The organism is Bradyrhizobium sp. WSM3983, assembly GCF_000473045.1.
Taxonomy (GTDB): Bacteria; Pseudomonadota; Alphaproteobacteria; order Rhizobiales; family Xanthobacteraceae; genus Bradyrhizobium.
On record NZ_AXAY01000002.1, the window covers coordinates 73992 to 98057 of the forward strand.

Consider the following 24066-nt stretch of genomic DNA (forward strand, 5'->3'; position numbering starts at 1 on the left):
TCATGGCCAAGACATATAACTCATTTCGGAGCAGGAGAGGATTCGTATGAACAGCCCCAGCCGGGTCATCAGTTTCGTCAACGCAGGCCATTTCATCGACCATTATGCGATGCTGATCTTCGCCGCCGCGGTGATCATCATGGGGCCGGCGCTCGGCATGGCCTATTCGGAACTGCTTCCCTACGCGACCCCGGGGTTCATCGCCTTCGGCGCCGGCTCGCTGCTCACCGGCTGGTTAGGGGACCGCTGGAGCCGCCGCCACATGATGCTGATCTTCTTCGTCGGCATCGGCCTTGCCATGATCTCGGTCGGCTTCGTGCAGACACAGGTCGAGCTCGGCGCGGCGCTGTTTGCGATCGGCGTCTTCGCCTCGATCTATCACCCCGTCGGCACCGCGATGATCGTGTCCTATGCCGACCGGCTCGGCCGCGAGATGGGCATCAACGGCGTCTGGGGCAATCTCGGCGTTGCCTCGTCGGCGCTGGTCACGGGCGTGATCGGCCAGTATCTCGGCTGGCGTTTCGCCTTCATCGTCCCCGGCATCGTCACCATCCTGATCGGCATCGCGTTTGCGATGCTGGTCGTGCATGAGGACCGCAAGGGCTCGAAGCAGGCGGCGGCACAGGCGCGCGTCGCCAAGCAGGACATGTGGCGCGTGGTGCTGTCGCTTCTGATCGTCGTGATCGCGATCTCCACGACGTTCAACGCCGTCACTGTCGCGCTACCGAAGTTGTTTGCGGAGCGGCTCGCGGACCTGACGAAGAGCCCGGCGCTGCTCGGCGTCATCGCGGCCTGCGTCTACGTGTTCGGCGCGATGACGCAGTACACGATCGGCCGGCTGCTCGACCGCTATTCGCTGAAGACGGTGGCGCTGCCGCTGTCCTTCATGCTGGCGCCGTTCCTCTATCTCGCCGCGAGCCTGAGCAATTTGCCGCTGATATTGGTCTCGATCGGCATCGTCATGGGCGCGTTCGGGCAGGTCACGGTCAACGACGCCATGGTCGGAAAATACACCAGCGAGGAATGGCGCTCGCGGGCCTATGCGGTGCGCTATTTCATCGGCTTCACCGCGGCCGGCGCGTCAGTGGGCCTGGTCGCCTGGCTCTACGAGCAGGGCGGCTTCGTCACCATGCTGCACGCATTTGCTGCGCTCTGCCTGCTGGCGATTGCGGCAGCGATCATCCTGCCGCGCGAGATCAGGACGCTGGCGGCGGCGTGAGCTATCGTGTCCCGGACAAGCTGCAACGCGTGAACGTTGCGGCGCAGAGCCGGGACCCAGGGGCTGCGAATTCCCGTTTCGCATGGGCCCCGGCTCTGCAGCGCACCGCCGAAGTGACGCTGCGCTGCGTCCGGGGCACGAGCGAGGCGTAACGCCGGAGAGGCGGGGGGGACGTCGTACCGCGTCGCGCACACCCTCCATGATGCCATCATGCCGGTGTTTTGCCCGACGGAGCAAGTTATTTCGGTAAGACCGAAATTTCTCAAGCTTTTTCGACCTGATCTCTACTGCGCATGGGGTTGTTTTCGACTTTCGCCCCTTAACCCGCCGCGCGAGCCGGGAACCCGCTCCACCTTCCGCGGGTTCTATCCGCTGTGGCCCCGGTACCTTGCCGGGACCCGGTGAAGGGGGAAAGACACCTGCATGCAGTGGAGCCTGCTCCGACCGGTCGGCCTTGTCCCCGCGGCGCTTGTCCTCACCACCATTGCGGCCAGCGCCGAGGGCGGCAAATCGGCAGGTCCGTCCGAATTCCTGCTGGTGGCGCAGATCGTGCTGCTGATCGCGGTGGGGCGCGGCCTCGGCGAAATCATGCAGCGGATCGGCCAACCCTCGGTGATCGGCGAATTGCTCGCCGGCATTTTGCTCGGGCCGTCGCTGTTCGGCTGGATCTGGCCGGAGGCGCAGCACGCGATCTTCCCGAAGACGCCCGAGCAGAAGGCGATGATCGACGGCATCGCCCAGTTCGGCATTCTGCTGCTGCTCTTGCTCACCGGCATGGAGACCGACCTCAAGCTGGTCAGGAAGGTCGGCAAAGCCGCGATCGCGATCTCGATCGCCGGCATTTTGGTGCCCTTCGCCTGCGGCTTTGCACTTGGCGAGTTTCTGCCGGATGCGCTGCTGCCGAAGCCGGAGCAGCGTCTCGTGGCCTCGCTGTTCATGGGCACGGCGCTGTCGATCTCATCGGTGAAGATCGTCGCCGTCGTCGTGCGCGAGATGAATTTCATGCGCCGCAATGTCGGCCAGATCATCGTCGCGACCGCGGTCATCGACGACACCATCGGCTGGATCATCATCGCCGTGATCTTCAGCCTGGCCTCGCAGGGCACGCCGGATATTGCCTCGGTGGCGAAGGCCGTGCTGGGCACGCTCGCCTTCCTTGCGGTCAGCTTCACCATCGGTCGGCGGCTGGTGTTTCAGCTGATCCGCTGGACCAACGACAACCTCGTCAGCACGGCGGCGGTCATAACCGTGATCCTGCTGCTGATGGGCGTCATGGCGCTGATCACCCACCTGATCGGCGTCCACACCGTGCTAGGTGCTTTCGTCGCCGGCATCCTGGTCGGGGAGTCCCCGATCCTGACGCGGCAGATCGACGAGCGGTTGCGAGGATTGATCTCGAGCTTCTTCATGCCGGTGTTCTTCGGCCTTGCGGGCTTAAGCGCCGATCTCTCGGTGCTGCGCGATCCGAACCTTTTGATGCTCACCGGCCTCTTGGTCGTGATCGCCAGCGTCGGCAAGTTCGGCGGCGCCTTTGTCGGCGGCACATTGGGCGGCCTGAGCACGCGGGAGTCGCTGGCGCTCGCAAGCGGCATGAACGCGCGCGGCTCGACCGAAGTGATCATCGCCACCATCGGCCTGTCCATCGGCGTTCTCAGCCAGAACCTGTTCACGATGATCGTGACCATGGCGATCGTGACCACGATGGCGATGCCGCCGATGCTGCGCGGGGCGCTCGCCAGGCTGCCGATGAACAAGGAGGAGAAGGGGCGGCTGGAGCGGGAGGAGTTCGAGAAGCGCGGCTTTGTCGCCAATCTCGAACGCCCCTTGCTGGCCGTCGACGAAAGCGTCAACGCCACCTTTGCGTCGCACGTTGTCGGCCTGATCGCGGGCATGCGCGGCCTGCCGATCACCGTGCTGCATATCGGCGAGCGTGCCAGGGAGCAGGAGAAGACTCCTGACGAGGAGGAGAGCCACGAGGCGGTCGTGAAGAAGGCGGCCGAAACCGTCTCTGCCAATGCCGACAGCGATGCCGGCAGCGTCGATGTCGTCACCCGTGCGCGGCGCGCGGAGCTCGGCGAGACCATCGCCGACGAGGCGCGCAAGGGTTTTGATCTCCTCGTCGTCGGCGTCGACAAGGTCGCGGCCACCAAGGACCTTTTTGATCGAAAGATCGAGGACATCGCCGCAAAATTCGACGGCCCGCTCGCGATCGTGGCAGCCAAGGGCAAGCACCTGAAGCAGCCGATGCCGGAGCGACTCAACATCCTCGTTCCGGTCTCCGGCAGCGGCGTCTCCAAGCGCGGCGCCGAGGTCGCGGTTGCGTTGACGCAGGCCGGATCAGGCTCGCTCCGGGTGATCTATGTCGCGACGACCCGGGACAAGGGCGCGCAGCGCGGCGCCTCCCGCGGGCTGAGCCAGGAGGCCGGCATCCTCAAGGACGCCAGCGATCTCGCTGCCCGCTACGACGTCGACATCACCACAACGCTGCGCGTGAACCGGGCGCCGGAGGCTGCGATCCTGCGCGAGATCGACACCACCGATGTCGATCTCGTCGTCATGGGCGTCGACCGCATCCAGGCCGATCACCTCTCCTTCGGCGGTGTTGCGGATGCCGTGCTCAGGCAGTCGAAAGTCTCGGTGCTGCTGGTGTCGAGCGGCGAGCCGCGGCAGGCTCCGGCGGAGAATGCCTAGGACTTCACCTCCGCGGCCGGCTCCGCCTTCGGTACCTTCTTCGACGCGCGCCAGTTCTCGAAGCGCTGCACCACCACGAAGAACGCCGGCACGAACAGCACCGCAAGGCAGGTCGAGGCCAGCATGCCGGAGAACACCGTGATGCCGATCGACTTGCGCGCGCTGGCGCCGGCGCCGGTCGCGATCACCAGCGGCACCACGCCGAGGATGAAGGCGAATGACGTCATCAGGATCGGGCGGAAGCGGGCGCGCGCCGCCTCGATCGCACTTTCCGCGACCGGCTTGCCGTCGCGGTTGTGCAGCTCGAGGCCGACCTCGACGATCAGGATGGCGTTCTTGGCGGAGAGCGCGATCAGCAGGATGAGACCGATCTGGCAGTAGAGGTTGTTGTCGATCTTCAGGCCGGAGAGGATCAGCATCGGCCCGAGCAGCGACAGCGGCACCGCCAGGATCACCGAGATCGGCGCGTACCAGCTCTCATACTGGCCGGCGAGCACGAGATAGACCAGTAGCATGGCCAGGCCGAACACCCAGTAGATCTGGTTGGAGACCGCCTTCTCCTGATAGGACATCGCGGTCCATTCGAAGCCGGTGCCCGGCGGCAGCGTCTTGTCCGCGATGTCCTCCATCAACTTGAGCGACTGGCCGGACGAGTAGCCCTGCGCCGGCAGGCCGATGACGGTCGAGGAGGGATAGAGATTGTAGAGGCTGATCAGTGACGGACCGATGGCCGGCGTGATCGTGGCGACAGTGCCGATCGGGATCATGTCGCCGTTCGAGTTGCGCACCATCATGTTGGCGATGTCGCGCTCGGTGACGCGGAATGCCGGATCGGCCTGGGTGTAAACCTGGAACACCCGCCCGAACTTGTTGAACTGGTTGACGTAGGACGAGCCGAGATAGGTCGACAGCGCCGCGAACACCTGATCGGTGGTCACGTGCAGCGTCTGGGTCTTGATGCGGTCGATCTCGACGTTGTATTGCGGCACCGAGGAGCGGAACGAGGATTGCACGCGCTGCAGCGCGCTCTGGCTCTGGCCGTTGCTGACCATCGCGCTCGTGATCGCCTGGAGCTTGGCGAAGTCGCTGTTGCCGTCGCGCAGCTCGACTTGCATCGAGAAGCCGGCCGCGTTGCCGATGCCCTGGATCGGCGGCGGCGGCAGCACCAGCGTGCGCGCCTCCATGATGGTCGCGACCTTGTCATTCAGGCCATAGACCAGCGAGCGCAGATCCTCGCCTTTGCCGCGCGCGGCCCAGTCCTTCAGGATGATGTAGGCGACGCCGGCATTGGCAAGACTGGCGCTGTTGTCCAGCGCCGAGATGCCGGCGATGGTGATGACCTGCTGGACACCCGGCGTGTCCTTGATGATATCGGCGGCCTTGTCGAGCACCTTCTGGGTCCGCTCCAGCGAGGCGCCGTCGGGCAGCTGCACCGCGGCGATCAGATAACCCTGGTCCTCGATCGGCAGGAAGCCGGTCGGCACCCGCGACAGGCCGTAGCCACTGAACCCGATCACAATCAGTGCGAACGCGACAGAGATCGTCGCGTGCTTCACCAGGAAGGTGATCAGCCGGGTGTAGCCGCGCTCGACGCGGTTATAGACCGCGTTGAAGCCGCGGTAGAAAAAATTGCGCTGCTCGGGCGGCACGGTCGGCCGTAGCCACAACGCGCATTGCGTCGGCTTCAGCGTGGCCGCGTTGATGGCGGACAGAAGCGCGGTTGCCGCGATCACCAGTGCGAATTGCGAATAGATCCGCCCGGTGAGGCCGGCGAGGAACGAGGCCGGCAAGAACACCGAGATCAGCACCAGCGTGATGCCGACGATCGGCGCGAACAGCTGGTCCATTGCCTTGATCGCGGCGTCGTGGCCGTTCAGGCCCTGCTCGATATTGTGCGCCGCGCCTTCCACCACGACGATGGCGTCGTCGACGACGATGCCGATCGCCAGCACGATCGCAAACAGCGTCGACATGTTGATGGTGAAGCCGAGCGCGGCCATCGCGGCGAATGCGCCGATGATCGTGACAGGCACCGTGGTCGCCGGCACCAGCATCGCGCGCCAGTCCTGCAAGAACACCAGGATCACGACCAGCACCAAGAGGCCGGCCTCGATCAGGGTCATATAGACCTCGTGCACGGAGGCCTGCACGAACTTCGTGGTGTCGAACGGCGTGTCGTATTTCATGCCTTGCGGGAAGGCTTTCGCGAGTTCCACCATCTTCTTCTCGACGGCCTGCTCGACCTCGAGCGCGTTGGCGCCCGGTGACTGGAATACGCCGATGCCGACGGCCGGCTGCTTGTTGAGCGAGAAGATCTGGCTGTAGGTCTGCGCTCCCAATTCGACCCAGCCGACGTCGCGCACGCGCGTGACGTCGCCGCCGGTGCCTGATTTGACGATGATGTTCTCGAATTGGCTGGTGTCGTCGAGCCGGCCGTTGACGTTGAGCGTGTATTGGAACGCCTGCCCCGGCGGCGTCGGCGGCGCGCCGACCTGGCCGGCGGAGACCTGCTGGCTCTGCTGCTGGATCGCGTTGATGACATCCTGCGGCACGAGGCTGCGCACTTGCAGCTTGTTCGGATCGAGCCACACCCGCATCGAATACTGGCCGGCGCCGAACACCGTGACGTTGCCGACGCCGGGCAGGCGCGAGAGCTCGTCGCGGAGGTTGATGGTGGCGTAGTTGCTCAGGTAAAGGCTGTCGAACGTCTTGTCCGGTGAGGTCAGCGTCACGAACAAGAGGATCGAGGTCGACCGCTTCTGCACGGTGACGCCCTGGTTCTGCACCGAGGACGGCAATTGCGACAGCGCGCTGGAGACGCGGTTCTGCACCAGCACCTGCGCGAAGTTGAGGTCGGTGCCGATCTTGAAGGTTACCGTCAGCGTATAGGTGCCATCGGAGCCGCTGTAGGACTGCATGTAGAGCATGTCCTCGACGCCGTTGACCTGCTGCTCGATCGGCAGCGCCACGGTGTCGATCACGGTCTTGGCGCTGGCGCCGGGATAGCGCGTCGTGACCTGTACCGTCGGCGGCACCACGTCGGGATATTGTGCGATCGCGAGGTTGAACAGCGCAACGCCGCCGATCAGGATCATCAGGAGCGCGATGACGTTCGAGAGGACCGGCCGCTCGATGAAGAATTTTGAGATCATGACCGGCGGCTCCTACCTGGACGCCTGGGGCTGGTCCATCTTCGTCACCTGCGGGTCGATCTTCTGGCCCGGGATCACGCGCAGCAGCCCCGCGATCACCACGCGGTCGTCCGGCTTCAGCCCGCCTTCGATCACGCGCAGGCCGTTGTCGACCGGACCGATCTGCACCTTGCGTTGCTCGACCACGTTGTCGGCGTTGACGACGAGGAGATAGCGGCCGCCCTGGTCGCTGCCGAGCGCGGTGTCGGGGACGAGAAGGGCGTCCTTCTCCTGGGTGAAGGGCACGCGGACGCGGACGAAATAGCCGGGCAGCAGCACGCGCTTGTCATTGGGCACGAGGCCGCGCACCGCGAGCGTGCCCGTAGATGAGTTCAGGGTCGGGGCGACGTAGTCGAGGTGGCCTTCATGCGGATAACCGGTCTCGGTCTGGAGGCCGATTTCGATCGGGAATTGCTTGAGGTCGGCGGCAATCAGCCCGCGGCGCGCGGCCTCGGCGCGGATGCGCAGCACGTCCTGCTCGTTGACGGTGAAGTTCACATAGATCGGATCCATCGCAACGATGGTGGCGAGCTGGGTCGGGGAGGAGACGCCGACGAGCTCGCCGATCGAGACCATGTGCGCACTGACGATGCCATCGAACGGCGCGCTCACCTTGGTGTAGCCGTAGTTGACCTCCGCAATCCTGGTATTGGCCTGGGCCTGCTGGAGATTGGCCTGGGCGTTGTCACGGGTCGACGTCGAGGTGTCGAGCGTGGCTTGCGACACGGCCTGCCGCTGCACCAGGTCGCTCTGTCGCCTGAAGTCGGCTTCCGCCTGCTTGAGCGACGCTTGCGCGCCCGCCTCGGCCGCCTGCGCCTGATCCAGCTTCAGCTTGTAGGTCTCCGGCTCGATCGTGAACAGCTGGGTGCCCTGCTTGACGAAGGTGCCGTCTTGATAGTCCTGCGATTGCAGGAAGCCCTGCACGCGGGCGACGAGATCGACGCTCTTGATCGGCGCGGTGTTGCCGGTGGCCTCGACATAGCGGGTGATCGGGCGCTGCACCGGCGTTGCGACGTCCACCTTCGGCGGCGGCGGCGCCACAAAAGCGTTCTTGTCCTCGCAGCCGGCGAGCGCGACCACGGCCGCTGTCGTGGCCAGCGTCAGACCAAGATGTCTCCACTGTCCATAGCGTCGAGCGGGATTCGCGCAAGTCATTCGGTGGCCCCCGATAGCTGTCTGTCGGTGCGGCAGGCTACCAACAAATGCCCGGCCGTGGAACACCATAGCCATGGCAGTCACAGCCCTTCTGCAGAGGGTGGCGTGGCCTTTGACAGGTTTGTCATGACAAATCGCTTTTCATCGTGTGCATGATCGACCAGAATTGTGCCAAACGCCGCGCGATGGGCGCAAGGATCTGCCGATCCGCACCGAATAGGTCTTTCCTTCCGGCTGCTTGGATTTCGATTGGGCGCACATGTTTGGACGTTGGATTGCAGCCGCGATATTGTTGCTGGTGTTGATGATGCAAAGCGCCCAGGCCCAACCGCTGACGGTCGATCCCGAGACCATCGTCCCGTTGCCGCCGGGGTTCGAGATGGAGCCGCCGGCGCCCGACGTGCCGCCCGAGATCGCCCGCTTTCAGGGCGCGTGGATCGGGACCTGGCAGGACGACAGGCACATCCTCGTGGTCGAGCACGTGAGGGCTGAGGGTCATGCAGACCTCGTCTTCGCCCGGTCGGACTCGGCCTTCAACGGCATGAATCGCGAATGGTGGCGCGACCAGGCGACGGTCGTGGATGGCGTGCTGACCATGACGGGGTTTCGCATCTTCCGTTATGCCTTCGATGGCCCCGACCGGTTGTACATGACAGCCACGCTCAAGAATGGCGCCGTCACATCAGGGACGCTGGTCCGCGCCGACCCGGCGCATCTTGCTGCAGGCGATCGGCCGAACGACTGGCCGTGGCCTGGCGAGCGCGTCCGGATTCCGCATCTCACGGTTCGAACGCCCGATGGCGCGCGTCCGATCACGCTCGAGGGCACGTTCTATCCGCCGTCGGGGCAGGGGCCAGCACCGCTCGCGATCTTCACCCACGGATCCGACGTCGGTCGGAATCAGCTCAGGTCCTGGTCGTTTTCGACCGAGGCGCATTGGCTGCGCGACAACGGGTTTGCCGTGTTGGTGCTGATGCGCCGAGGACGCGGCAACTCCGAAGGCGTCAATGGTGAGGAAAATTTCGGACGCGAATACGACGGCAGCTTGATTGACGTCTCGGCCGGTGTCGCCGAGGCCGTCGAGGATCTCGAGTCGGCGATCGCCTATGGCCGTACGCTGCGGGGCGTCAAACCGGGCAAGGTGCTGCTCGCCGGCCAGTCGCGCGGCGGCTTCCTCGCCATGCACTACGCCGGCCTTAAGCCCGGCGAGGTGATGGGCGTGGTGAACTTCTGCGGCGGCTGGTATCCGTATGGACCGGTGACCACGCACTATTACGCGAATGCCGGCCGCGGTGCGGCCGACAAGGTCAAGCAGCTCTGGCTCTATGCCGACAACGACCGCCTCTACAAGGAAGACCTGATCCGCCAATATCAGCAGGCGTTCGCGGCAACCGGCGGCAACGCACGCTTTGAGCTGCTGCACGGTGTTCCCGGCGACGGCCATTTGCTACGGCTCTATCCCGAGCGCTGGCGCGCGGCCGCCGACCAGTACCTCACCTCACTCGACCGATAATTTCAGCGGACGCCTTACGGCTCGGCGGCGCGGATTCCCGCGGGGCTCACCTGCATCTTGAACGTGGATGTCTTGGTCAGCGCCTTGCCGTCGAACGAGAAGGCGACAAGCTCGCTCTCGACCATGCATTGGGCGACGACATATTTGGAGTCCTTCGACTACACACCATGTCCTGGCGCCAATGGCCGATCTTCGCCTCTGCCACCGGCGTGGAACCGCAATTTTTTATTCCACGCATGGAATAATTGCCGATAGTGGGCACCTCTAAAACTTTTGTCCCGACAACTGCGCAAAATGTCTCTTGCGTCAAACTGACACAGCTCTGTCACCCGTGATCGCTAGGCTTGCGGCCTCACTCGTTCGGGGTAACAAAAATGAAATCCAGATTTTTGACGACGGCTGCGATTTTCGCGGCCGCGGCTGCCCTTGTGTGTTCCTTGCCAGTCCTCGCAGACGATTTCGGTCGCGGTCGGGACCAGGACCATGATCGCGATAACCGTCGCGATCCGCATGACATTCATACGGAAACGCCGATCAAGCACCTCGTGATCATCTTCAACGAGAACCGCTCGTTCGACCATTATTTCGCGACCTATCCGAACGCGGCCAATCCCTCGGGCTCGATCCCCTTCGTGCCGAAGCCGCATACGCCCCGGGTCAACAACCTCGCCAACGCCAATCTGCTGGTGAACAACCCGAACAACAATCCGGCCAACGGCACCGGCGCGACGGACCCGTTCCGCCTCGACCGCACCCAGGCCAACACGCGCTCGCAGAACCACGCCTATACGCCCGAGCAGCAGGCCGTCGACAACGGCAAGGAAGACCTGTTCCCGAAATTCACCGGCCGCGGCACCGCCGGCGGCGCCGGCGCGTTCGGCACCAACGGCCAGGTGATGGGCTACTTCGATGGCAACACCACCACCGCGCTCTGGAACTACGCTCAGCACTTCGCCATGAGCGACAACAACTGGACCGACACCTTCGGTCCGTCGACGCCTGGCGTGCTGGAAGTCGTCGGTGGCCAGACCAACGGCGTGCAGCCTGTCATCGGCACTACGGCGTCGATCGCGGATGGCCAGGGCGGCCTCACGCTGACCGGCGACACCGATCCGGGCAACGACGCTTGCTCGAGCACGACCAGCACAATGCTGATGGGCGGCAAGAACATCGGCAATTTGCTCACCGACGAGCGTATCAGCTGGGGCAGCTTCATGGGCGGCTTCGACCTGACGCTCAAGAATGCCAACGGCACCACCGGTTGTGGCCGCAGCACGTTCTCGATCAATGTCAACGGCACCATCGTCGACTACATCCCGCACCACGCCTTCTTCCAGTATCACGCGTCCACGGCCAACCCGACCCATGCGCGGCCGAGTTCGGTCCACGCGATCGGCCACACGCATGACTTCAATGGCAAGGTCGACCCGGCGAACCACAACTACGACCTCGAAGATCTCTATGCCGCGATCAAGGCCGGCAATTTCCCGGCCGTCTCCTACGTCAAGATGCCTGCCTTCCAGGACGGTCACGCTGGCAACTCCGACCCGCTCGATGAGCAGGCCGGTAATGTCGAGCTGATCAACTTCCTCCAGAAGCAGCCGGAATGGCGCGAGACCGCCATCATCATCACCTATGACGACTCGGACGGCTGGTACGATCACCAGTACGTTGCGCCGAAGAACGCCTCGTATGATGCGACCGCCGATCAGGTCAACGGCCCCGGCCTGTGCGGCCTTGGTCCGACCAAGCAGCCGGCGCCGAAGGGCCTCGGCGGCAAGCCGGTCAACGGCCGCTGCGGTCCGGGAACGCGCGTTCCCTTGATCGTGGTCTCGCCCTACGCCAAGACCAACTATGTCAGCCACACCTACACTACCCAGGCTTCGGTGGTTCGCTTCATCGAGGACAATTGGCTGCGCGGTGAGCGTCTCGGCGGTGGCTCGTTCGATGCGACCTCCGGATCGCTCATGGACCTGTTCGACTTCGACCAGGATCACAGCCACGACTTCCGGATCGATGCGCTGTTCCTCGATCCGACCACGGGCACCGTGATGGTCAGCCCCACGGACGAGCACCACCACCACTAGTCCAATGGGACGTCATAATGAACAGCCGCGCCTTGTGGCTTCTCGGCGCCGGCCTGATCGCTCTGGCCGGCGCTGTCTTTGCGGCCGAGACGCAAGGACTTGCTGAGGCGAACTCGGCGGGCACGAACCCGAACCCGGTTCGCCTCATGCGTCCGCCCGTCGCCCGGTTGTCCGCGATGGCGCTGCTCGGCAAGGAGATCTTCTACGACGCCTCGCTGTCGTCGTCCGGGTCGCTGTCTTGCGCGTCGTGTCACAGCCCGGATCACGCTTACGGCCCGCCCAATGACGGACCGGTGATGCTCGGCGGCGCCAATTTGTCGCGACAAGGCGCACGCGCAGTGCCGTCGCTGACCTATCTCGATCGCCAGCCGAATTTCAGCATCGGCCCTGACAAGGGCGACGACGACAACATCATCGACCTCGCGCAGATGGCCGCGCTCGGCCAGCAGGCCGCGCGTACCACCAAGACCGCGGGCGGCACGGGTGCATCGGCGAACATCGTGCCGCAGGGCGGCCTGTTCTGGGACGGCCGCGCCGACACGCTTCAGGACCAGGCGCTGTTTCCGCTGCTCGATCCCAACGAGATGGACGGTGGCAGCGCGGCGATCGTGGCCGACAAGCTGCGCCGCGCGCCTTATGTCAACCGCTTCGTCGAGCTGTTCGGCGCCGGCGTATTGAAGAATCAAGGGCTGCTGATTGCGGAAGCGATGTTTGCGGTTGCGCGCTACCAGGTCGAAGAGCCGAGCTTCCATCCCTACACCAGCAAGTACGACTATTGGCTCGAGGGCAAGGCGCGGTTGTCGGAGAGCGAATTGCATGGCCTGCAATTGTTCAACGATCCCGGCAAGGCAAACTGCGCCGGCTGCCACACCTCAGCGCCGACCCGCGACGGCTTGCCGCCGCTGTTCACTGATCATCAATACGAAGCGCTCGGCGCGCCGCGCAATGCCTCGCTCGTCGCCAATCGCGACCCGAATTATTTCGATCTCGGTGTCTGCGGTCCGCAACGCACCGACGTTGCCGAGCAGACGCAGTATTGCGGCATGTTCCTGACGCCGACGCTGCGCAACACGGCGACCCGCCATTCCTTCTTCCACAACGGCGTTTTCTCGACCCTCGAGCAGGTGATGGATTTCTACAATTTCCGCGATACCAATCCGGAAAAAGTGTTCCGACGCGCTGCCGACGGCTCGGTGCAGAAATACGACGACCTGCCTGAAAAATATCACGCCAATGTCGACATCACCGATCCGCCCTTCGATCGCCGCCCCGGCGACAAGCCGGCGATGACGGATCAGGAGGAAGCCGACATCATCGCTTTCCTGAAGACGCTGACGGACGGCTACAAGGTGGAGAACTAGGGCGCGTGCGCGGCGTGACCCTAGTGTGGCTTGATTTCCGCGTATTTCGCCATCGCCTTCTCGAACTTCCGTTTGAACAGCCACATCGCGCCGAGAATCTCGCGGAAGCTCGCTGAGCTTCGCGCCCGGTCGGCCTTGCCGAAGGCGAAGATGCTGTTGTTGCGCAGGTGCTTCATGATGGTGGGATTGGACACCCGGTAGTTCAGCAGGTCGCCCGACGTGAGTGCCGCGCGCGTCGGCGTCGGGATGATCTGGATCAGCTCGAACAGCTTCATCTGGTCGATCGGATCTGGCAGCGTCTTCACGATCGCGGGGATCTCGGCAAACAGCTCCGCATGCGCGTTCATCAGGCCGTCGCGCACATTGGTCCAGTGATTGAAACGGCGATCGGTACCGCGGGATCGTGCCTCTTCCTTGTCGTCGCGCGCGTTCAGCGCGGGATCGGTGGCCGCGATCGCACCCTTGATGGCCTCCCATTTGCGCTGGCCGTTGCGGTCCTCGGACGGGCCGGTCTGCAGGCTGCCCATATAGGTGTTCGAGCGCGCATTGCGGACGTTCTGCTTGCCATTGGTCTCGGCAAAGAACAGCCCGAGGCTGATGCGGCCGGCGGCTTCAGCGTGAACAGGCGCAAGCCCCTTGACGCGCGCAATCGCTGAAGCGAGGTCGATAACGTCCTTGAACGGCGTGGCCGAATTCTGCGCGCTCGCCGGTGGCGCCTCCATGATCTCGAACAGATCAGCATATTCGTCGACCAGCGGCTCGATCGTGGCGTCGAAATAGGCCGGAGGAATCTCGAACTTGTTCGGCTTACCGATCCGCGACGGTACGGCATCGGTGAGATCCTTGTATGTGCTGATGACCGCGACGCGCGCGAGGTAAACCGCCTGGCCCGGCAGGTTGGGCAGCGGCTGTTTCGCCTCGATCTGGCGACGCCGCTCGGCAAGGATTGATTTGAAATCGCTGAGCGCGCGATCGTAGGCGGCCTGCGCGTCCGATTCCGTTGCCGTGAGCGCTTGCGCCTGGCTCGCGACGGGCGTTGCGAGGAGCAGTCCAAGCACCGCCATGGCTGCAGCGGTGTGACATCGTCGTCCCATGGCGGGTTCCCATGTCCCGGAGATTCGTCGGTCATGGGATCGTAAACATCAAACCCGCGGCCTGGCGAGCCGCAAATCGGGTTGCCCGATCTCATCCCGCTGCCTGGTACTCCGGCGTCGACGTCAGAAACTTGGCGTAGGCATCCGCATCCGGCGGCAGGAAGTGTCCGGCGAGTCCGCCGCGCTTCCGGGTCTTTGCGCCGATGTCGGCCATCAGCTCGTCGAAATGGCGGTAGTGATAAGGCGCGACGCACAAGCCGCCATAGACGCCGGCGGCCGGCCGCTCCACGCGCTTGAAGTGCAGCATCATCTCGATGTTGTCGCGCATCTGCTGCGCCGTCGGCTGGTTGGCGAGTTTCCCGTCAGCGTAGCGCACCAGCCAGTTTGCGGCGAGATCGGCGCAGAGCACGGTGCAGAACGACGAGTTGAAGCCGACGAAGCCGAGGTCGGGCAGGTCAGGGTTGGCGATCAGGCGGTAGAGCCGGTACTGCCCGTCCGCATCGACCAGCTTCGCCTGACAGGCGTCCGGCAGGAAGGGCACGCCGAGCCTGTAGCCGATCGCGAGTACGGCGACGTCGGCACTGATGCGCTCGCCGGCGCTCGTCACGATGGTGTCGCCTTCATAGTGATCGAAGCTGCCGAACACGGCCTTGATGCGGCCATCGGCGACCATCGGATAGAAGCCGGGCGTTGCGATCGGTACCGAGCAGTTGACGCCGTCCTCGATCCGCTCCTTCGGCACCATCTTGCACCGGTTGAGCTTGAGCTGCGCCTTCAACAGGCTCTCAAGCCCGCGCCAGTTCGCCCAGATCAGGGGCGCGGCGATGCGGTACGCCAGCCGCGACGTCGCACCGATGCCCCAGCCCGGAAACATCTCCTCCTGCGCGCGGATGTAGAGGATGCGCTTGAAGTTCACGAGCCCGCCGATGAAATAGGGAATGCGCCAGACCGGCTCGCGCATCACGATGGTCACCTCGCGCGCGCCGGATTTCACTGCATTCACGGCGATGTCGGTCGCGGACTTCGAACCGCCGAGCACGACAACGCGGCGTCCTTTCGCCAGCGTGGGATCGCTGTATTTCGACGAGTGCAGGATCTGCCCGCCCCGCGCGAGATAGCCGTCCTCGCCCGGGCAATGCAGCTCGCGCGGCTCGTTGAACTGCCCGGTGCACACCGCGACGAAATCGAAATCCTCGTTCGTGGTCGTACCGTCCTTGCCTGACAGCGCGAGCGTCCAGCCCGGTCTGCTGTCAGCGCGCCGCGCCATGCCGGCGACCGCAGTATTGAGGCGCAGCATGCGGTCGAGACCGAAGCTTTTCGCGTAGTCTGCGAGATAGGCGTGGACTTGCGGCCCGGTCGGCCATTCCGGATAGGAGTCCGGCATGGCGCGATCCGTGTAGCGGTAGAGATCCTTGGGGCTTTGCGTCTGCACCTCCGGGTAGGAGCGCGCCGGCTCCCAGACGCCGCCGAAATCGGCGCTGCGCTCGACGATGATCACGCGGTGGCCGCGGGCGGAGAACGCTTTTGCGGTGGCGAGGCCGGAGACGCCGGCGCCGATCACGCAGACATGCTTTGGACTGACCATGGGATGGCTCGCAATCAATGTGTTTCGCGCGCAAGCGACCACGTTCGGCCGCAAGGCGCGGCCGGCCGAGCTGCAAGCAGATGAAAGAGACGAGGAGGCGGTTGCCTAGTCGTTCGCCTCGGGCGGCAAAAAGTCGACCTCGTGCAGCGCCGAGATGCGCACGACTTCGGCGGGGTCGGTCAGATTGTGGAGCTGGTTGAACAGCGCCTCCAGCTTCTGCATCGGCGAGACCCAGAACAGCGCGCGGCACGGCTTGTCGGACTTGTTGAAATAGCCGTGCGGGATGCCGCGCGGCATGCGCACGAGGTCGCCGGCATGGGCCTTGACCCATTTGCCGTCGAGCTTGAGGTCGAGCGTGCCTTCCTGCACCAGGATGAACTCGTCCTGGGTCGGATGGATGTGCACCGGCACGAACTGCCCGGGATCGCTGTTGGTCTCGAACGCGAAGGTGGACTCGGTGACGGCCTTGGGGAAATAGACCTGACCCAGGATGTTCCAGGTTTTGCCGCCATAGCCTGTGCCGTTCGCGGTAATGCCCTTTTCGAGTGCAGTCATGCTCGCCTCCATGTGAACTCCAGCGGGTACCGAGCTTCGGCCAGCGATGGGGCGTCTGTCTATCCGCTAAACGAATCCGGCGGTGGCTGGTGCCATGCAACACGACGATTTTGCGACGCGGCCCTTTTCGCGTCCGGGGAACTATTATAGGCTTAAAGCAATTCCGTGACGCGAAGCGTGGTCGATGATGTCCGCAGCCGTGCAGGAAATGAGCACGCGGTGGTCCCAAGCCGAAAGGCTTGCGGAGTTCGCCCGCGTCACGACGGATGATGTCGACGAGGCAGCCGAGCAGATCGGACGCATCTTCTGCCCGCATGACCTCAAGCCGGCGCAGGCCCGCGCTTCCGGATTTTCCGCCCGGCACAATTGCGCAGCGTTCGAGGGCTTTTCCATCAACTACGTCGCCTACGGAGGATCGGTCAGCATCGATCCGGGCTGCCTTGACCGGTTCTTCCTCGTACAAATCCCGCTCACGGGCACCGCCCACATTTGTGCGGGCACTGGCGGATTCGATGTCGCGCCGGACCGGACGGCGTCCCTGCTGTCGCCAACCATTCCGACCCGGATGATGTGGCGCGACTGTGCGCAAGCGATTTTGCTGCTCGACCGTCGCATGGTCGAGCAGCGTGCCGCGGCGCTGTCGGGCAGGGCGGCCGGTGCGGTCGAGTTCGATCCCGCGATCGACCTGAACGCGCCGTCCGGCCGCCACCTGCAAGCCGGGCTTGCCGAGCTGATGAGGCTTGCCGAACGGCTTGGGCCGTCCGGCCGGCTTTCACCGGTCGCGATGGCAGACTGGCGCGAGGCGCTGCTCGATCGTCTCCTCAACGGCCAGCGGCACGGCTTGTCGGATGCGATCAGGACGTTCTCAGGGCAAGCCGAACGTCTGCCGCGCGCACTCCGCGCCGCGCGCGATCATCTTGCGGAAAACGCCGATGAGCCGCTCGACCTCGTGCAGCTCGCTTGCGCGTCCGGCATCGGCATCCGCGCGCTCCAGCTTGGCTTCCGCCGTCACTTCGGGGTGTCGATTTCGGAGATGCTGCTCGATATGCGCCTTGCTGGTCTCCATGCGAGGCTCGCGCAGGCGTCACCAGACGTTTCAATCACCGACATCGCTTTCGATCTCGGCTTCACCCATCTCGGCCGCATGGCTGGAGCGTACCGCGAAAAATTCGGCGAGACGCCGTCGGCAACGCTGCGGCGGCGGATCAGCTAGCGAGAGGCGTCGCAAAGTTATTTTGGCGATCGCGTCGCGCCGTCGTCGGTCTACTGCTTGCGCAAGAACCCCTCGACTTCGGCCTGCACCGAATAGGGTGTCGGGATCGGGTCGCCTGCCGCATCGACGGCAGTGTCGAGCGAGCGGCGGAGCATGCGCGCCAGCTCAGCCTTTCGGTAGGGTTTGGTCAGAAGCGGCGAGCCCATGGTCGCGCCTCCCGGCCCATGCGGGGCATCGTGGGCATAGCCCGACGTGAACAGCACCCGTAAGGAGGGCCGCGCGGCCACCATCTGGTCGGCGAGCTCCCGTCCATTCAAGGCGCCGGCCATCACGATATCGGTGAAGAGCAGATCGAACGGCGTGCCCTTCGCCGCGATGGCGAGCGCGTCGCTCGCGTTGGCGGCGGGGATGACCTTGTAGCCGAGGCTTTCGAGCTGGACCCTGACGTAGTGGCGGACGTCGCGGTCGTCCTCGACGCAAAGGATGGTTTCCGTCCCGCCCACGATCTTGCGCTCGTCATAGCCGGTCGGGCGCAGCGCGCTGGTTTCGGCCTTCGGCAGGTAGATCGTGAATGTCGTGCCGCGGCCTTCGGCGGAATCAACCTTGATGCCGCCGCCGGATTGCTTGACGAAGCCGAACACCATGCTGAGCCCGAGGCCTGTGCCCTTGCCGACCTCCTTGGTCGAGAAGAACGGATCGAAGATGCGTTCGAGGATCGCCTGCGGAATGCCCGTGCCGGTGTCGGCAATCTGGATCTCGACATAGTCGCCGGCATAGCCGGCGCCGACCGAGACCGCCTCGCGCACGCCGAACACCACGTTGCGCGTCGTCAGCGTCAGCCTGCCGCCCTCGGGCATCGCGTCGCGGGCGTTGATCGCGAGGTTGAGCAGCGCCGAGGAGAGCTGCCCGCGGTCGGCGAAGGCGAGCCAGATGGTGCCGTCGAGCCTCCTCACGATCTCGATCTTCTTGTCGAAGGTCGCCAGCAGCAGCCTTGCGAGCTCTTCGAGCAGGTCGTTGACGTCGATATCGGCCGGCTGCAGCGCCTGCTTGCGGGCAAAGGACAGCAGGCTCGAGGTCAGTGCGGCGCCGCGGTCGGCGGCCTCGCTCATCAGCTTGGTGATGGTGGCAAGCGGCGGGTCGTTCTTCACGGCATCGGCGAGGATCTCGATCGTGCCCGTGATCACAGTGAGCATGTTGTTGAATTCATGCGCGATGCCGCCGGTGAGCTGGCCGACCGCTTCCATCTTCTGCGCCTGGATCAGCTGCTCCTCGGCGGCGCGCTTCTGGGTGACGTCCTTGACAAAATTGTTGACGACGGTGCGCCCGCCGAGCTGCAGCGTGGTGCTCGATGCCTCGATCAGGATCTCGTCGCCTTTCCGGTGCAGCAGGGCCGCCTCAAACCGGATGCCGATCGGCGTATTCGAGAGCTCGGGCAGAAGGCGCATCATGCGTTGCCTGAAACCGTCGCGGAGCGGCTCGGCGATGAGAAGGTTGACGACGTCAGTGCCGATCGCCTCCTTGCGCGTCCATCCGGTCAACGCCTCGGCCTGAACGCTCCACTCCAGGATGATCCCGTTCGCGTCGGTCTGGACGAAAGCATCCAGCGCGGTCTTGATGACGGCCTGGGTCATCTGTGCGCTCGATTGCGCCTGCTCGGCCAGCTGCGCGGCGGCGCGCTTGTCCTGCGACGTCTCGATCGTGCGCGTGCAGAGCCACGCGAGAAGCACGGCAACGGCGGTGCTTGCGAGCAGGGCAATGATCTGGACAACGCCGAACCCCGGTCCGGCCGCGGCATAGGAGACGAAGAGAGCCGCGGCGGTCACGACGACCTGCGCGGCCATCGCGAGTGTCAGAAGCCCCCTGAGTTTCATGGTCTCGCACCAACGACGTCAGCCGCGGACCCCCAAGTCCGCCCTGTCAAATGAGTCCGGCTCCATGTGAGCTACAGACTCCCTGCGGCGGCGTCGAGGGCAATTTCCGGCGGCATCGGGGCGAGGGCGCGCCTCAACCAGCCGGCGAATCGGTCTGGCGCAGCGTCGTGACCCAGATCACACGCGCGGCCTGCTGGGTCGGGTTGTCGAACATGTGCGGCACGATGCTCGGAAAACGAAAACTGTCGCCGGCCTCGAGCACATGAGCCTGGTTGTCGAGCCACAGCCGCAGGCTGCCGGAGAGGATGTAGCCGGCCTTCTCGCCAGTGTGCTGCAGGAAGTCGGTGCCTGAGGAGGCGCCGGGATTGAGCGTGAGCTCGTAGAGCTCGAGCTGTCCCTTGCCTTCCGGCGTCAGTGCCTCCTTGACGACGCCGCTGGCGGTCAGCCGCAGCAGACGCCTGTTGTTCTTGCGCACGATGTAGCGCTGCACGTCGGCGGCGGGATCGCTGGTCTCGAAGAAATAGGAGATGGGAACGTCGAGCGCGATGCTGAGCAGGCGTAGCGTGCGGATCGACGGCATGGCGCGCGCGCGTTCGAGCTGGCTGATCATGCCATTGGAGAGGCCGGTCTTGTTGGCGACGTCCTGGATCGAGAGACCGGCGCGCTGGCGCAACAGCCGCACGGTCTCGCCGAGCCGCCGGTCAACCGCATCATCGACCTCGATCGTCGGGGCGTCCTTCGGATCGTTCGTGTCGCCGCGACCATCCATGTCGCTCTCCCATGCATTTACTCGCCGCCGGAATGACCGGCGGCGGTGTGAAAAGGTCGCGCATCTTAGCAATCTGATTGACAGCTGTATTTAGTCATGATGAAATTTCGACTGAAAAATATAGAAGCACTAAAGCCCACTCCTGTCCCTTTGCCGGGTCTCGGGGGCGCGGGAGAGGTGCCGCGTGCGGGAACGGAGACTGGTTATGGCAGACAGCACCGGCAAGTTCGGCGTTGGCGGACTGCATCATCTCGGCATTCCAAATCGCCGACAATTCTTCCAGCTCGGCGCAGGCGCTGCCGCCGGATGGACGTTGTCAGGCAGCGCCTTTGCGCAGAGCGAGCGCCCCTCTAATCCGCCGGACAAGCCGCGCGGGCAGGTGATCGCGGCTCTGTCGCAGGAGCCGACCGTGTTTCATCCGCTGATGCCCGGCATCGAAGTCGACCAGGGCGTCTGGTGGCAGGTGTTCTCGCCGCTCTGGTTCATCGATCCCGACGGCAAGGTCGTTCCCGACCTCGCGCGTGAAGTTCCGACGATCGAGAATGGCGGCCTCTCGGCCGACGGCCTGACCTGGAAGATCAAGCTGCGCAGCGACGTGAAATGGCACGACGGCACGGCCTTCACGGCCGAGGACGTCAAGTTCTCGCTGGAGCTGATCAACAATCCCGATTTCCGCGTCCGCAACCGCGTCGGCCATAGCCTGGTCAAGGACATCACGGTCGTCGCGCCCGACGAGATCCACTGGCGAATGGAAGCTCCCTATTCGCCCTACATGTCGATCCTGTCGCTTACCTTCATCGTGCCGAAGCACATTTTGGAGAAGGTGTCCGATCCGAATTCGTCACCGTTCCACAACGCGCCTGTCGGCACCGGGCCATTCCGCTGGGGCGAGCGCGTGCCCGGCGACCACATTCAGTTCAACGCCTATGCCGGCTATCACGGCAAGGGACCTTACGTCGAACGCGTGGTCTTCAAGTACATTCCAGATCTCACCGTCCTCTACACCCAGTTCCGCACCGGCCAGGTCGACTACACCGGCCTGCAGGGCATCCTGCCGAACTTCGTGCAGGAGGCGAGGACGTTGAAGGCGCGCAAGATCTTCGTCTCGTCGACGTCGTCGGTGGAGCACATCGCGCCCAATCTGGAGTTCGGTCCCTTCGCCGACCGCACGGTGCGCGAGGCGCTCTATCTCGCCATCAACAAGCAGGCGATCATCGATGCGCTGAACTACGGCCTGCCGACGCAGACCGAGAGTTTCGTGCCGCAGCAGGCGTGGTCGTTCCAGCAGGGTCTGCCGCAGCACAAATACGATCCGACGAAAGCCAATGCGCTGCTCGATGCGGCCGGCTGGGTGCGTGGCTCCGGCGGCGTGCGCGAGAAGGGCGGGGTGAAGCTCGAATTCACCAATTCGACCACATCAGGCAATGCGGTGCGCGAGCAGACCCAGCAACTCCTGATCCAGGACTGGCGCGCGATCGGCGCGACCATGCGCGTCAACAACATGCCGGCTGCCGTGATCTGGGGCGATTTCTGGCAACAGTCGAAGTTCAACTCGGTGATCGTAGGAGTGAACTTCATGCTGGGCAGCGATCCCGACGTGACGCCGCGCTTCGGCTCCGGTGCGATTCCAGCCAAGGGCGGCCGTGGTTACAACACCTATCAATACCAGAGTGCGGACGCCGATCGGCTGCTCGCGCAAGGCGCCAAGCAATTCGATCTCGCGCAGCGCAAGACCACCTATGGTGATCTGCAAAAGCTCATCCGCAACGACCTCGCGATCCTGCCGCTGTTCCAGGGCTTCATCGCCGAGGGTGTGAAGGAGGGACTGCAAGGCTTCCGTCCCAACATCAACACCTCGACCAATTGCTGGAACATCCGCGAATGGTACTGGGCCTGATGCCTCAGGCTGGCTGGATCCCCTGAGATGGCTCGTTACGTCCTGAATCGCCTGGCGCAGGCGGCGATGCTCTTGGCGATCGTCTCCGCGATCGGCTTCGCCCTCCTGCATCTGGCGCCCGGCGGTCCGCTGTCGCAATTCGCGGCCTCCGCACAGATGACGCAGGAGGATCTCGACCGCGTCACCAGACAACTCGGGCTCGATCGCCCGTTGCCGATCCAGTATCTCGATTGGCTTGGCCGCATGCTGAAAGGCGACTGGGGCAAATCCTATCGCGACGGTGAGGCGGTGCTGTCGGTGATCTCCTCGCATCTCGGCGCGACGCTGGAACTGATGACGACGGCGACCGTCATCGCGGTGCTGCTCGGCTGCTGGATCGGCATACTTGGCGCGCTCCGGCGCTATTCGCTATTCGACTCGCTCGCGACCGTCGGCGCCATGATCGCGCTGTCGATCCCGACCTTCTGGTTCGGTCTTGTGACTATCTACGTCTTCTCGGTGACGCTCGGCTGGCTGCCGGCGGGAAACCGCGAAACCGTCGGCGACGGTTCCTTCCTTGATCTGGCACATCATCTGATCGCGCCGGCCATGGTGCTGGCGCTGGTCGAGACCGCGATGTGGGGCCGCTTCATGCGCTCCTCGATGCTCGAAGTGATCAACCAGGATTACATCCGCACCGCGCGCGCCAAGGGCCTGCCGGAATGGCGGATCCTCACGGTACACGCCCTGCGTAACGCGCTGCTGCCGATGATCACGGTGGCAGGCCTCCAGTTTCCGACGCTGCTCGGCGGCGCGCTGGTGGCGGAGACCGTATTCACCTGGCCCGGCATGGGCCGGCTGTTTCTCGATTCCATCGGTTATCGCGACTATCCCGTGGTGATGGGCATCCTGATGTTCTCGGCGACGATGGTGCTGATCGGCTCGCTGATTGCCGACATCCTCTATGCCGTCGTCGATCCGCGCATCCGGGTGGGCTAGGCGATGGCGACTGCTGCTCTCTCCACCGCTCAACCCGCGCCCGGCCAGGCGGCTTGGCGGCGCTTCTGCCGGCACCGGTTGGCGCTTGCAGGTGCGGTGATCATTGTGGTCCTTGTCCTCGGCTCGGCGATCGGTCCCTATCTGCTGCCGTTCGACGACACCTATATCGACATCATGAAGCGGTTCGCGCCGCCGTTTTCGGGCGCGCACATCCTGGGTACCGACGAACTCGGCCGCGACGTGCTGGCGCGGCTGATGATGGGCGCGCGAGTCTCGCTGTCGATCGGCATCGTCGCGATGGTGATGGCGATGGTGGTCGGCATCGTCGTCGGCGCCTTCGCCGGCTTCTATGGCGGCGTGGTCGGCGCGGTGCTGATGCGGCTCGTCGACGCCGTGCTGTGCTTTCCGACCATCTTCCTGCTGCTGGCGCTGGCAGCGCTCACCGAGCCCGGCCTCGTCACCACTACCGTGCTGATCGCGGCGACCGCCTGGATGTGGGTGGCCCGCGTCGTCGAGGCCCAGGTGCGCTCGCTGCGGGAACGCGAGTTTGCGGTGGCTGCACTGGCCTTCGGCTCGTCGAACCTGCGGATCATGTTCCGCGAGCTCGTGCCCAATGCGGTTGCGCCGATCATGGTGGCGGCGACGCTCAACGTCGCCAAGGCGATCCTGCTGGAATCCTATCTCAGCTATCTCGGCTACGGCATCCAGCCGCCGGCCGCGAGCCTCGGCAACATGCTCAACAACGCGCAGATATATCTCACCAGCGCCCCGTGGCTCGCGATTGCGCCGGGCGTCGCCATCACGCTGGCCGTGACGAGCTTCAACTTCCTCGGGGACGGCCTGCGCGACGCGCTCGATCCGCGAATGAACATCCCATGATCGGCAAA

Annotated in this window: 16 protein-coding genes; 9 read left to right on the plus strand and 7 right to left on the minus strand. The window is 64.4% G+C overall.

Annotation, left to right across the window (positions count from 1 at the left end; translation table 11 throughout):
- Positions 1-46: 46 nt before the first annotated feature.
- Both YUA_RS0103225 and YUA_RS0103230 read left to right on the plus strand, forming a co-directional pair.
- Positions 47-1219 (plus strand): MFS transporter, encoded by a 1173-nt coding sequence (locus YUA_RS0103225; protein ID WP_027529360.1) that lies wholly within the window; start codon positions 47-49, stop codon positions 1217-1219.
- Between the two features lie 423 nt (positions 1220-1642).
- Entirely contained in the window at positions 1643-3910 is a 2268-nt protein-coding gene (locus YUA_RS0103230; protein ID WP_027529361.1) for a cation:proton antiporter, read from the plus strand.
- Here YUA_RS0103230 and YUA_RS0103235 read toward each other — a convergent pair.
- On the minus strand, positions 3907-7062 hold the full coding sequence (locus YUA_RS0103235) for an efflux RND transporter permease subunit (protein WP_027529362.1): 3156 nt from the start codon (positions 7060-7062) through the stop codon (positions 3907-3909). The two genes, YUA_RS0103230 and YUA_RS0103235, sit on opposite strands and share 4 nt — an antisense overlap.
- 12 nt (positions 7063-7074) lie before the next feature.
- Entirely contained in the window at positions 7075-8256 is a 1182-nt protein-coding gene (locus tag YUA_RS0103240) for an efflux RND transporter periplasmic adaptor subunit (protein WP_027529363.1), read from the minus strand.
- 259 nt (positions 8257-8515) lie between these two features.
- On the opposite strand from YUA_RS0103240, the gene YUA_RS0103245 reads away from it, so the two are divergent.
- From YUA_RS0103245 to YUA_RS0103260, 3 genes are all read left to right on the plus strand, one after another.
- A complete protein-coding gene (locus YUA_RS0103245) occupies positions 8516-9769 on the plus strand; it encodes a S9 family peptidase (protein ID WP_035970426.1) in 1254 nt (417 codons plus the stop codon).
- Positions 9770-10197: 428 nt separating this feature from the next.
- Complete coding sequence (locus YUA_RS0103255; protein WP_371259868.1) at positions 10198-11856, plus strand: alkaline phosphatase family protein; 1659 nt, start codon at positions 10198-10200, stop codon at positions 11854-11856.
- Between the two features lie 17 nt (positions 11857-11873).
- The gene (locus YUA_RS0103260; RefSeq protein WP_027529366.1) at positions 11874-13217 is read left to right on the plus strand and encodes a cytochrome-c peroxidase; all 1344 of its coding nucleotides are present in this window, start codon (positions 11874-11876) and stop codon (positions 13215-13217) included.
- A gap of 20 nt (positions 13218-13237) precedes the next feature.
- Here YUA_RS0103260 and YUA_RS0103265 read toward each other — a convergent pair whose 3' ends face one another.
- The 3 genes from YUA_RS0103265 to YUA_RS0103280 form a co-directional block, all read right to left on the minus strand.
- Positions 13238-14311 (minus strand): hypothetical protein, encoded by a 1074-nt coding sequence (locus YUA_RS0103265; protein ID WP_027529367.1) that lies wholly within the window; start codon positions 14309-14311, stop codon positions 13238-13240.
- Between the two features lie 91 nt (positions 14312-14402).
- Positions 14403-15896, minus strand: a complete 1494-nt coding sequence (locus tag YUA_RS0103270; protein ID WP_027529368.1) for an NAD(P)/FAD-dependent oxidoreductase — start codon at positions 15894-15896, stop codon at positions 14403-14405.
- A 105-nt stretch (positions 15897-16001) separates the two neighbouring features.
- Positions 16002-16451 carry a cupin domain-containing protein gene (locus tag YUA_RS0103280; protein WP_027529369.1) on the minus strand — a complete coding sequence of 150 codons (450 nt, stop codon included), beginning with the start codon at positions 16449-16451 and terminating at the stop codon, positions 16002-16004.
- 187 nt (positions 16452-16638) lie between these two features.
- Here YUA_RS0103280 and YUA_RS0103285 point away from each other — a divergent pair, with 187 nt between their 5' ends.
- Positions 16639-17664, plus strand: a complete 1026-nt coding sequence (locus YUA_RS0103285; RefSeq protein ID WP_084292112.1) for an AraC family transcriptional regulator — start codon at positions 16639-16641, stop codon at positions 17662-17664.
- A gap of 50 nt (positions 17665-17714) precedes the next feature.
- On the opposite strand, the gene YUA_RS0103290 is transcribed toward YUA_RS0103285, so the two are convergent.
- A complete protein-coding gene (locus YUA_RS0103290; protein ID WP_027529371.1) occupies positions 17715-19535 on the minus strand; it encodes an ATP-binding protein in 1821 nt (606 codons plus the stop codon).
- A 133-nt stretch (positions 19536-19668) separates the two neighbouring features.
- Entirely contained in the window at positions 19669-20304 is a 636-nt protein-coding gene (locus YUA_RS0103295) for a helix-turn-helix domain-containing protein (protein ID WP_027529372.1), read from the minus strand.
- 205 nt (positions 20305-20509) lie between these two features.
- On the opposite strand from YUA_RS0103295, the gene YUA_RS0103300 reads away from it, so the two are divergent.
- The 3 genes from YUA_RS0103300 to YUA_RS0103310 are packed head-to-tail and all read left to right on the plus strand — an operon-like array spanning position 20510 to position 24058.
- Positions 20510-22201 (plus strand): peptide ABC transporter substrate-binding protein, encoded by a 1692-nt coding sequence (locus YUA_RS0103300; protein WP_027529373.1) that lies wholly within the window; start codon positions 20510-20512, stop codon positions 22199-22201.
- Positions 22202-22228: 27 nt separating this feature from the next.
- Complete coding sequence (locus tag YUA_RS0103305) at positions 22229-23179, plus strand: ABC transporter permease (protein ID WP_027529374.1); 951 nt, start codon at positions 22229-22231, stop codon at positions 23177-23179.
- Positions 23180-23182: 3 nt separating this feature from the next.
- A complete protein-coding gene (locus tag YUA_RS0103310) occupies positions 23183-24058 on the plus strand; it encodes an ABC transporter permease (protein ID WP_027529375.1) in 876 nt (291 codons plus the stop codon).
- The last annotated feature ends 8 nt before the right edge of the window (positions 24059-24066 follow it).

Bases quoted from the DNA above. Each gene is read 5' to 3' on its own strand.
- YUA_RS0103270 (WP_027529368.1), bottom strand. From the start codon at position 15,896: ATGGTCAGTCCAAAGCATGTCTGCGTGATCGGCGCCGGCGTCTCCGGC.
- YUA_RS0103300 (WP_027529373.1), top strand. From the start codon at position 20,510: ATGGCAGACAGCACCGGCAAGTTCGGCGTTGGCGGACTGCATCATCTC.
- YUA_RS0103310 (WP_027529375.1), top strand. From the start codon at position 23,183: ATGGCGACTGCTGCTCTCTCCACCGCTCAACCCGCGCCCGGCCAGGCG.
- YUA_RS0103240 (WP_027529363.1), bottom strand. From the start codon at position 8,256: ATGACTTGCGCGAATCCCGCTCGACGCTATGGACAGTGGAGACATCTT.
- YUA_RS0103260 (WP_027529366.1), top strand. From the start codon at position 11,874: ATGAACAGCCGCGCCTTGTGGCTTCTCGGCGCCGGCCTGATCGCTCTG.
- YUA_RS0103290 (WP_027529371.1), bottom strand. From the start codon at position 19,535: ATGAAACTCAGGGGGCTTCTGACACTCGCGATGGCCGCGCAGGTCGTC.
- YUA_RS0103305 (WP_027529374.1), top strand. From the start codon at position 22,229: ATGGCTCGTTACGTCCTGAATCGCCTGGCGCAGGCGGCGATGCTCTTG.
- YUA_RS0103280 (WP_027529369.1), bottom strand. From the start codon at position 16,451: ATGACTGCACTCGAAAAGGGCATTACCGCGAACGGCACAGGCTATGGC.
- YUA_RS0103230 (WP_027529361.1), top strand. From the start codon at position 1,643: ATGCAGTGGAGCCTGCTCCGACCGGTCGGCCTTGTCCCCGCGGCGCTT.
- YUA_RS0103245 (WP_035970426.1), top strand. From the start codon at position 8,516: ATGTTTGGACGTTGGATTGCAGCCGCGATATTGTTGCTGGTGTTGATG.
- YUA_RS0103295 (WP_027529372.1), bottom strand. From the start codon at position 20,304: ATGGATGGTCGCGGCGACACGAACGATCCGAAGGACGCCCCGACGATC.
- YUA_RS0103225 (WP_027529360.1), top strand. From the start codon at position 47: ATGAACAGCCCCAGCCGGGTCATCAGTTTCGTCAACGCAGGCCATTTC.
- YUA_RS0103265 (WP_027529367.1), bottom strand. From the start codon at position 14,311: ATGGGACGACGATGTCACACCGCTGCAGCCATGGCGGTGCTTGGACTG.
- YUA_RS0103235 (WP_027529362.1), bottom strand. From the start codon at position 7,062: ATGATCTCAAAATTCTTCATCGAGCGGCCGGTCCTCTCGAACGTCATC.
- YUA_RS0103285 (WP_084292112.1), top strand. From the start codon at position 16,639: ATGTCCGCAGCCGTGCAGGAAATGAGCACGCGGTGGTCCCAAGCCGAA.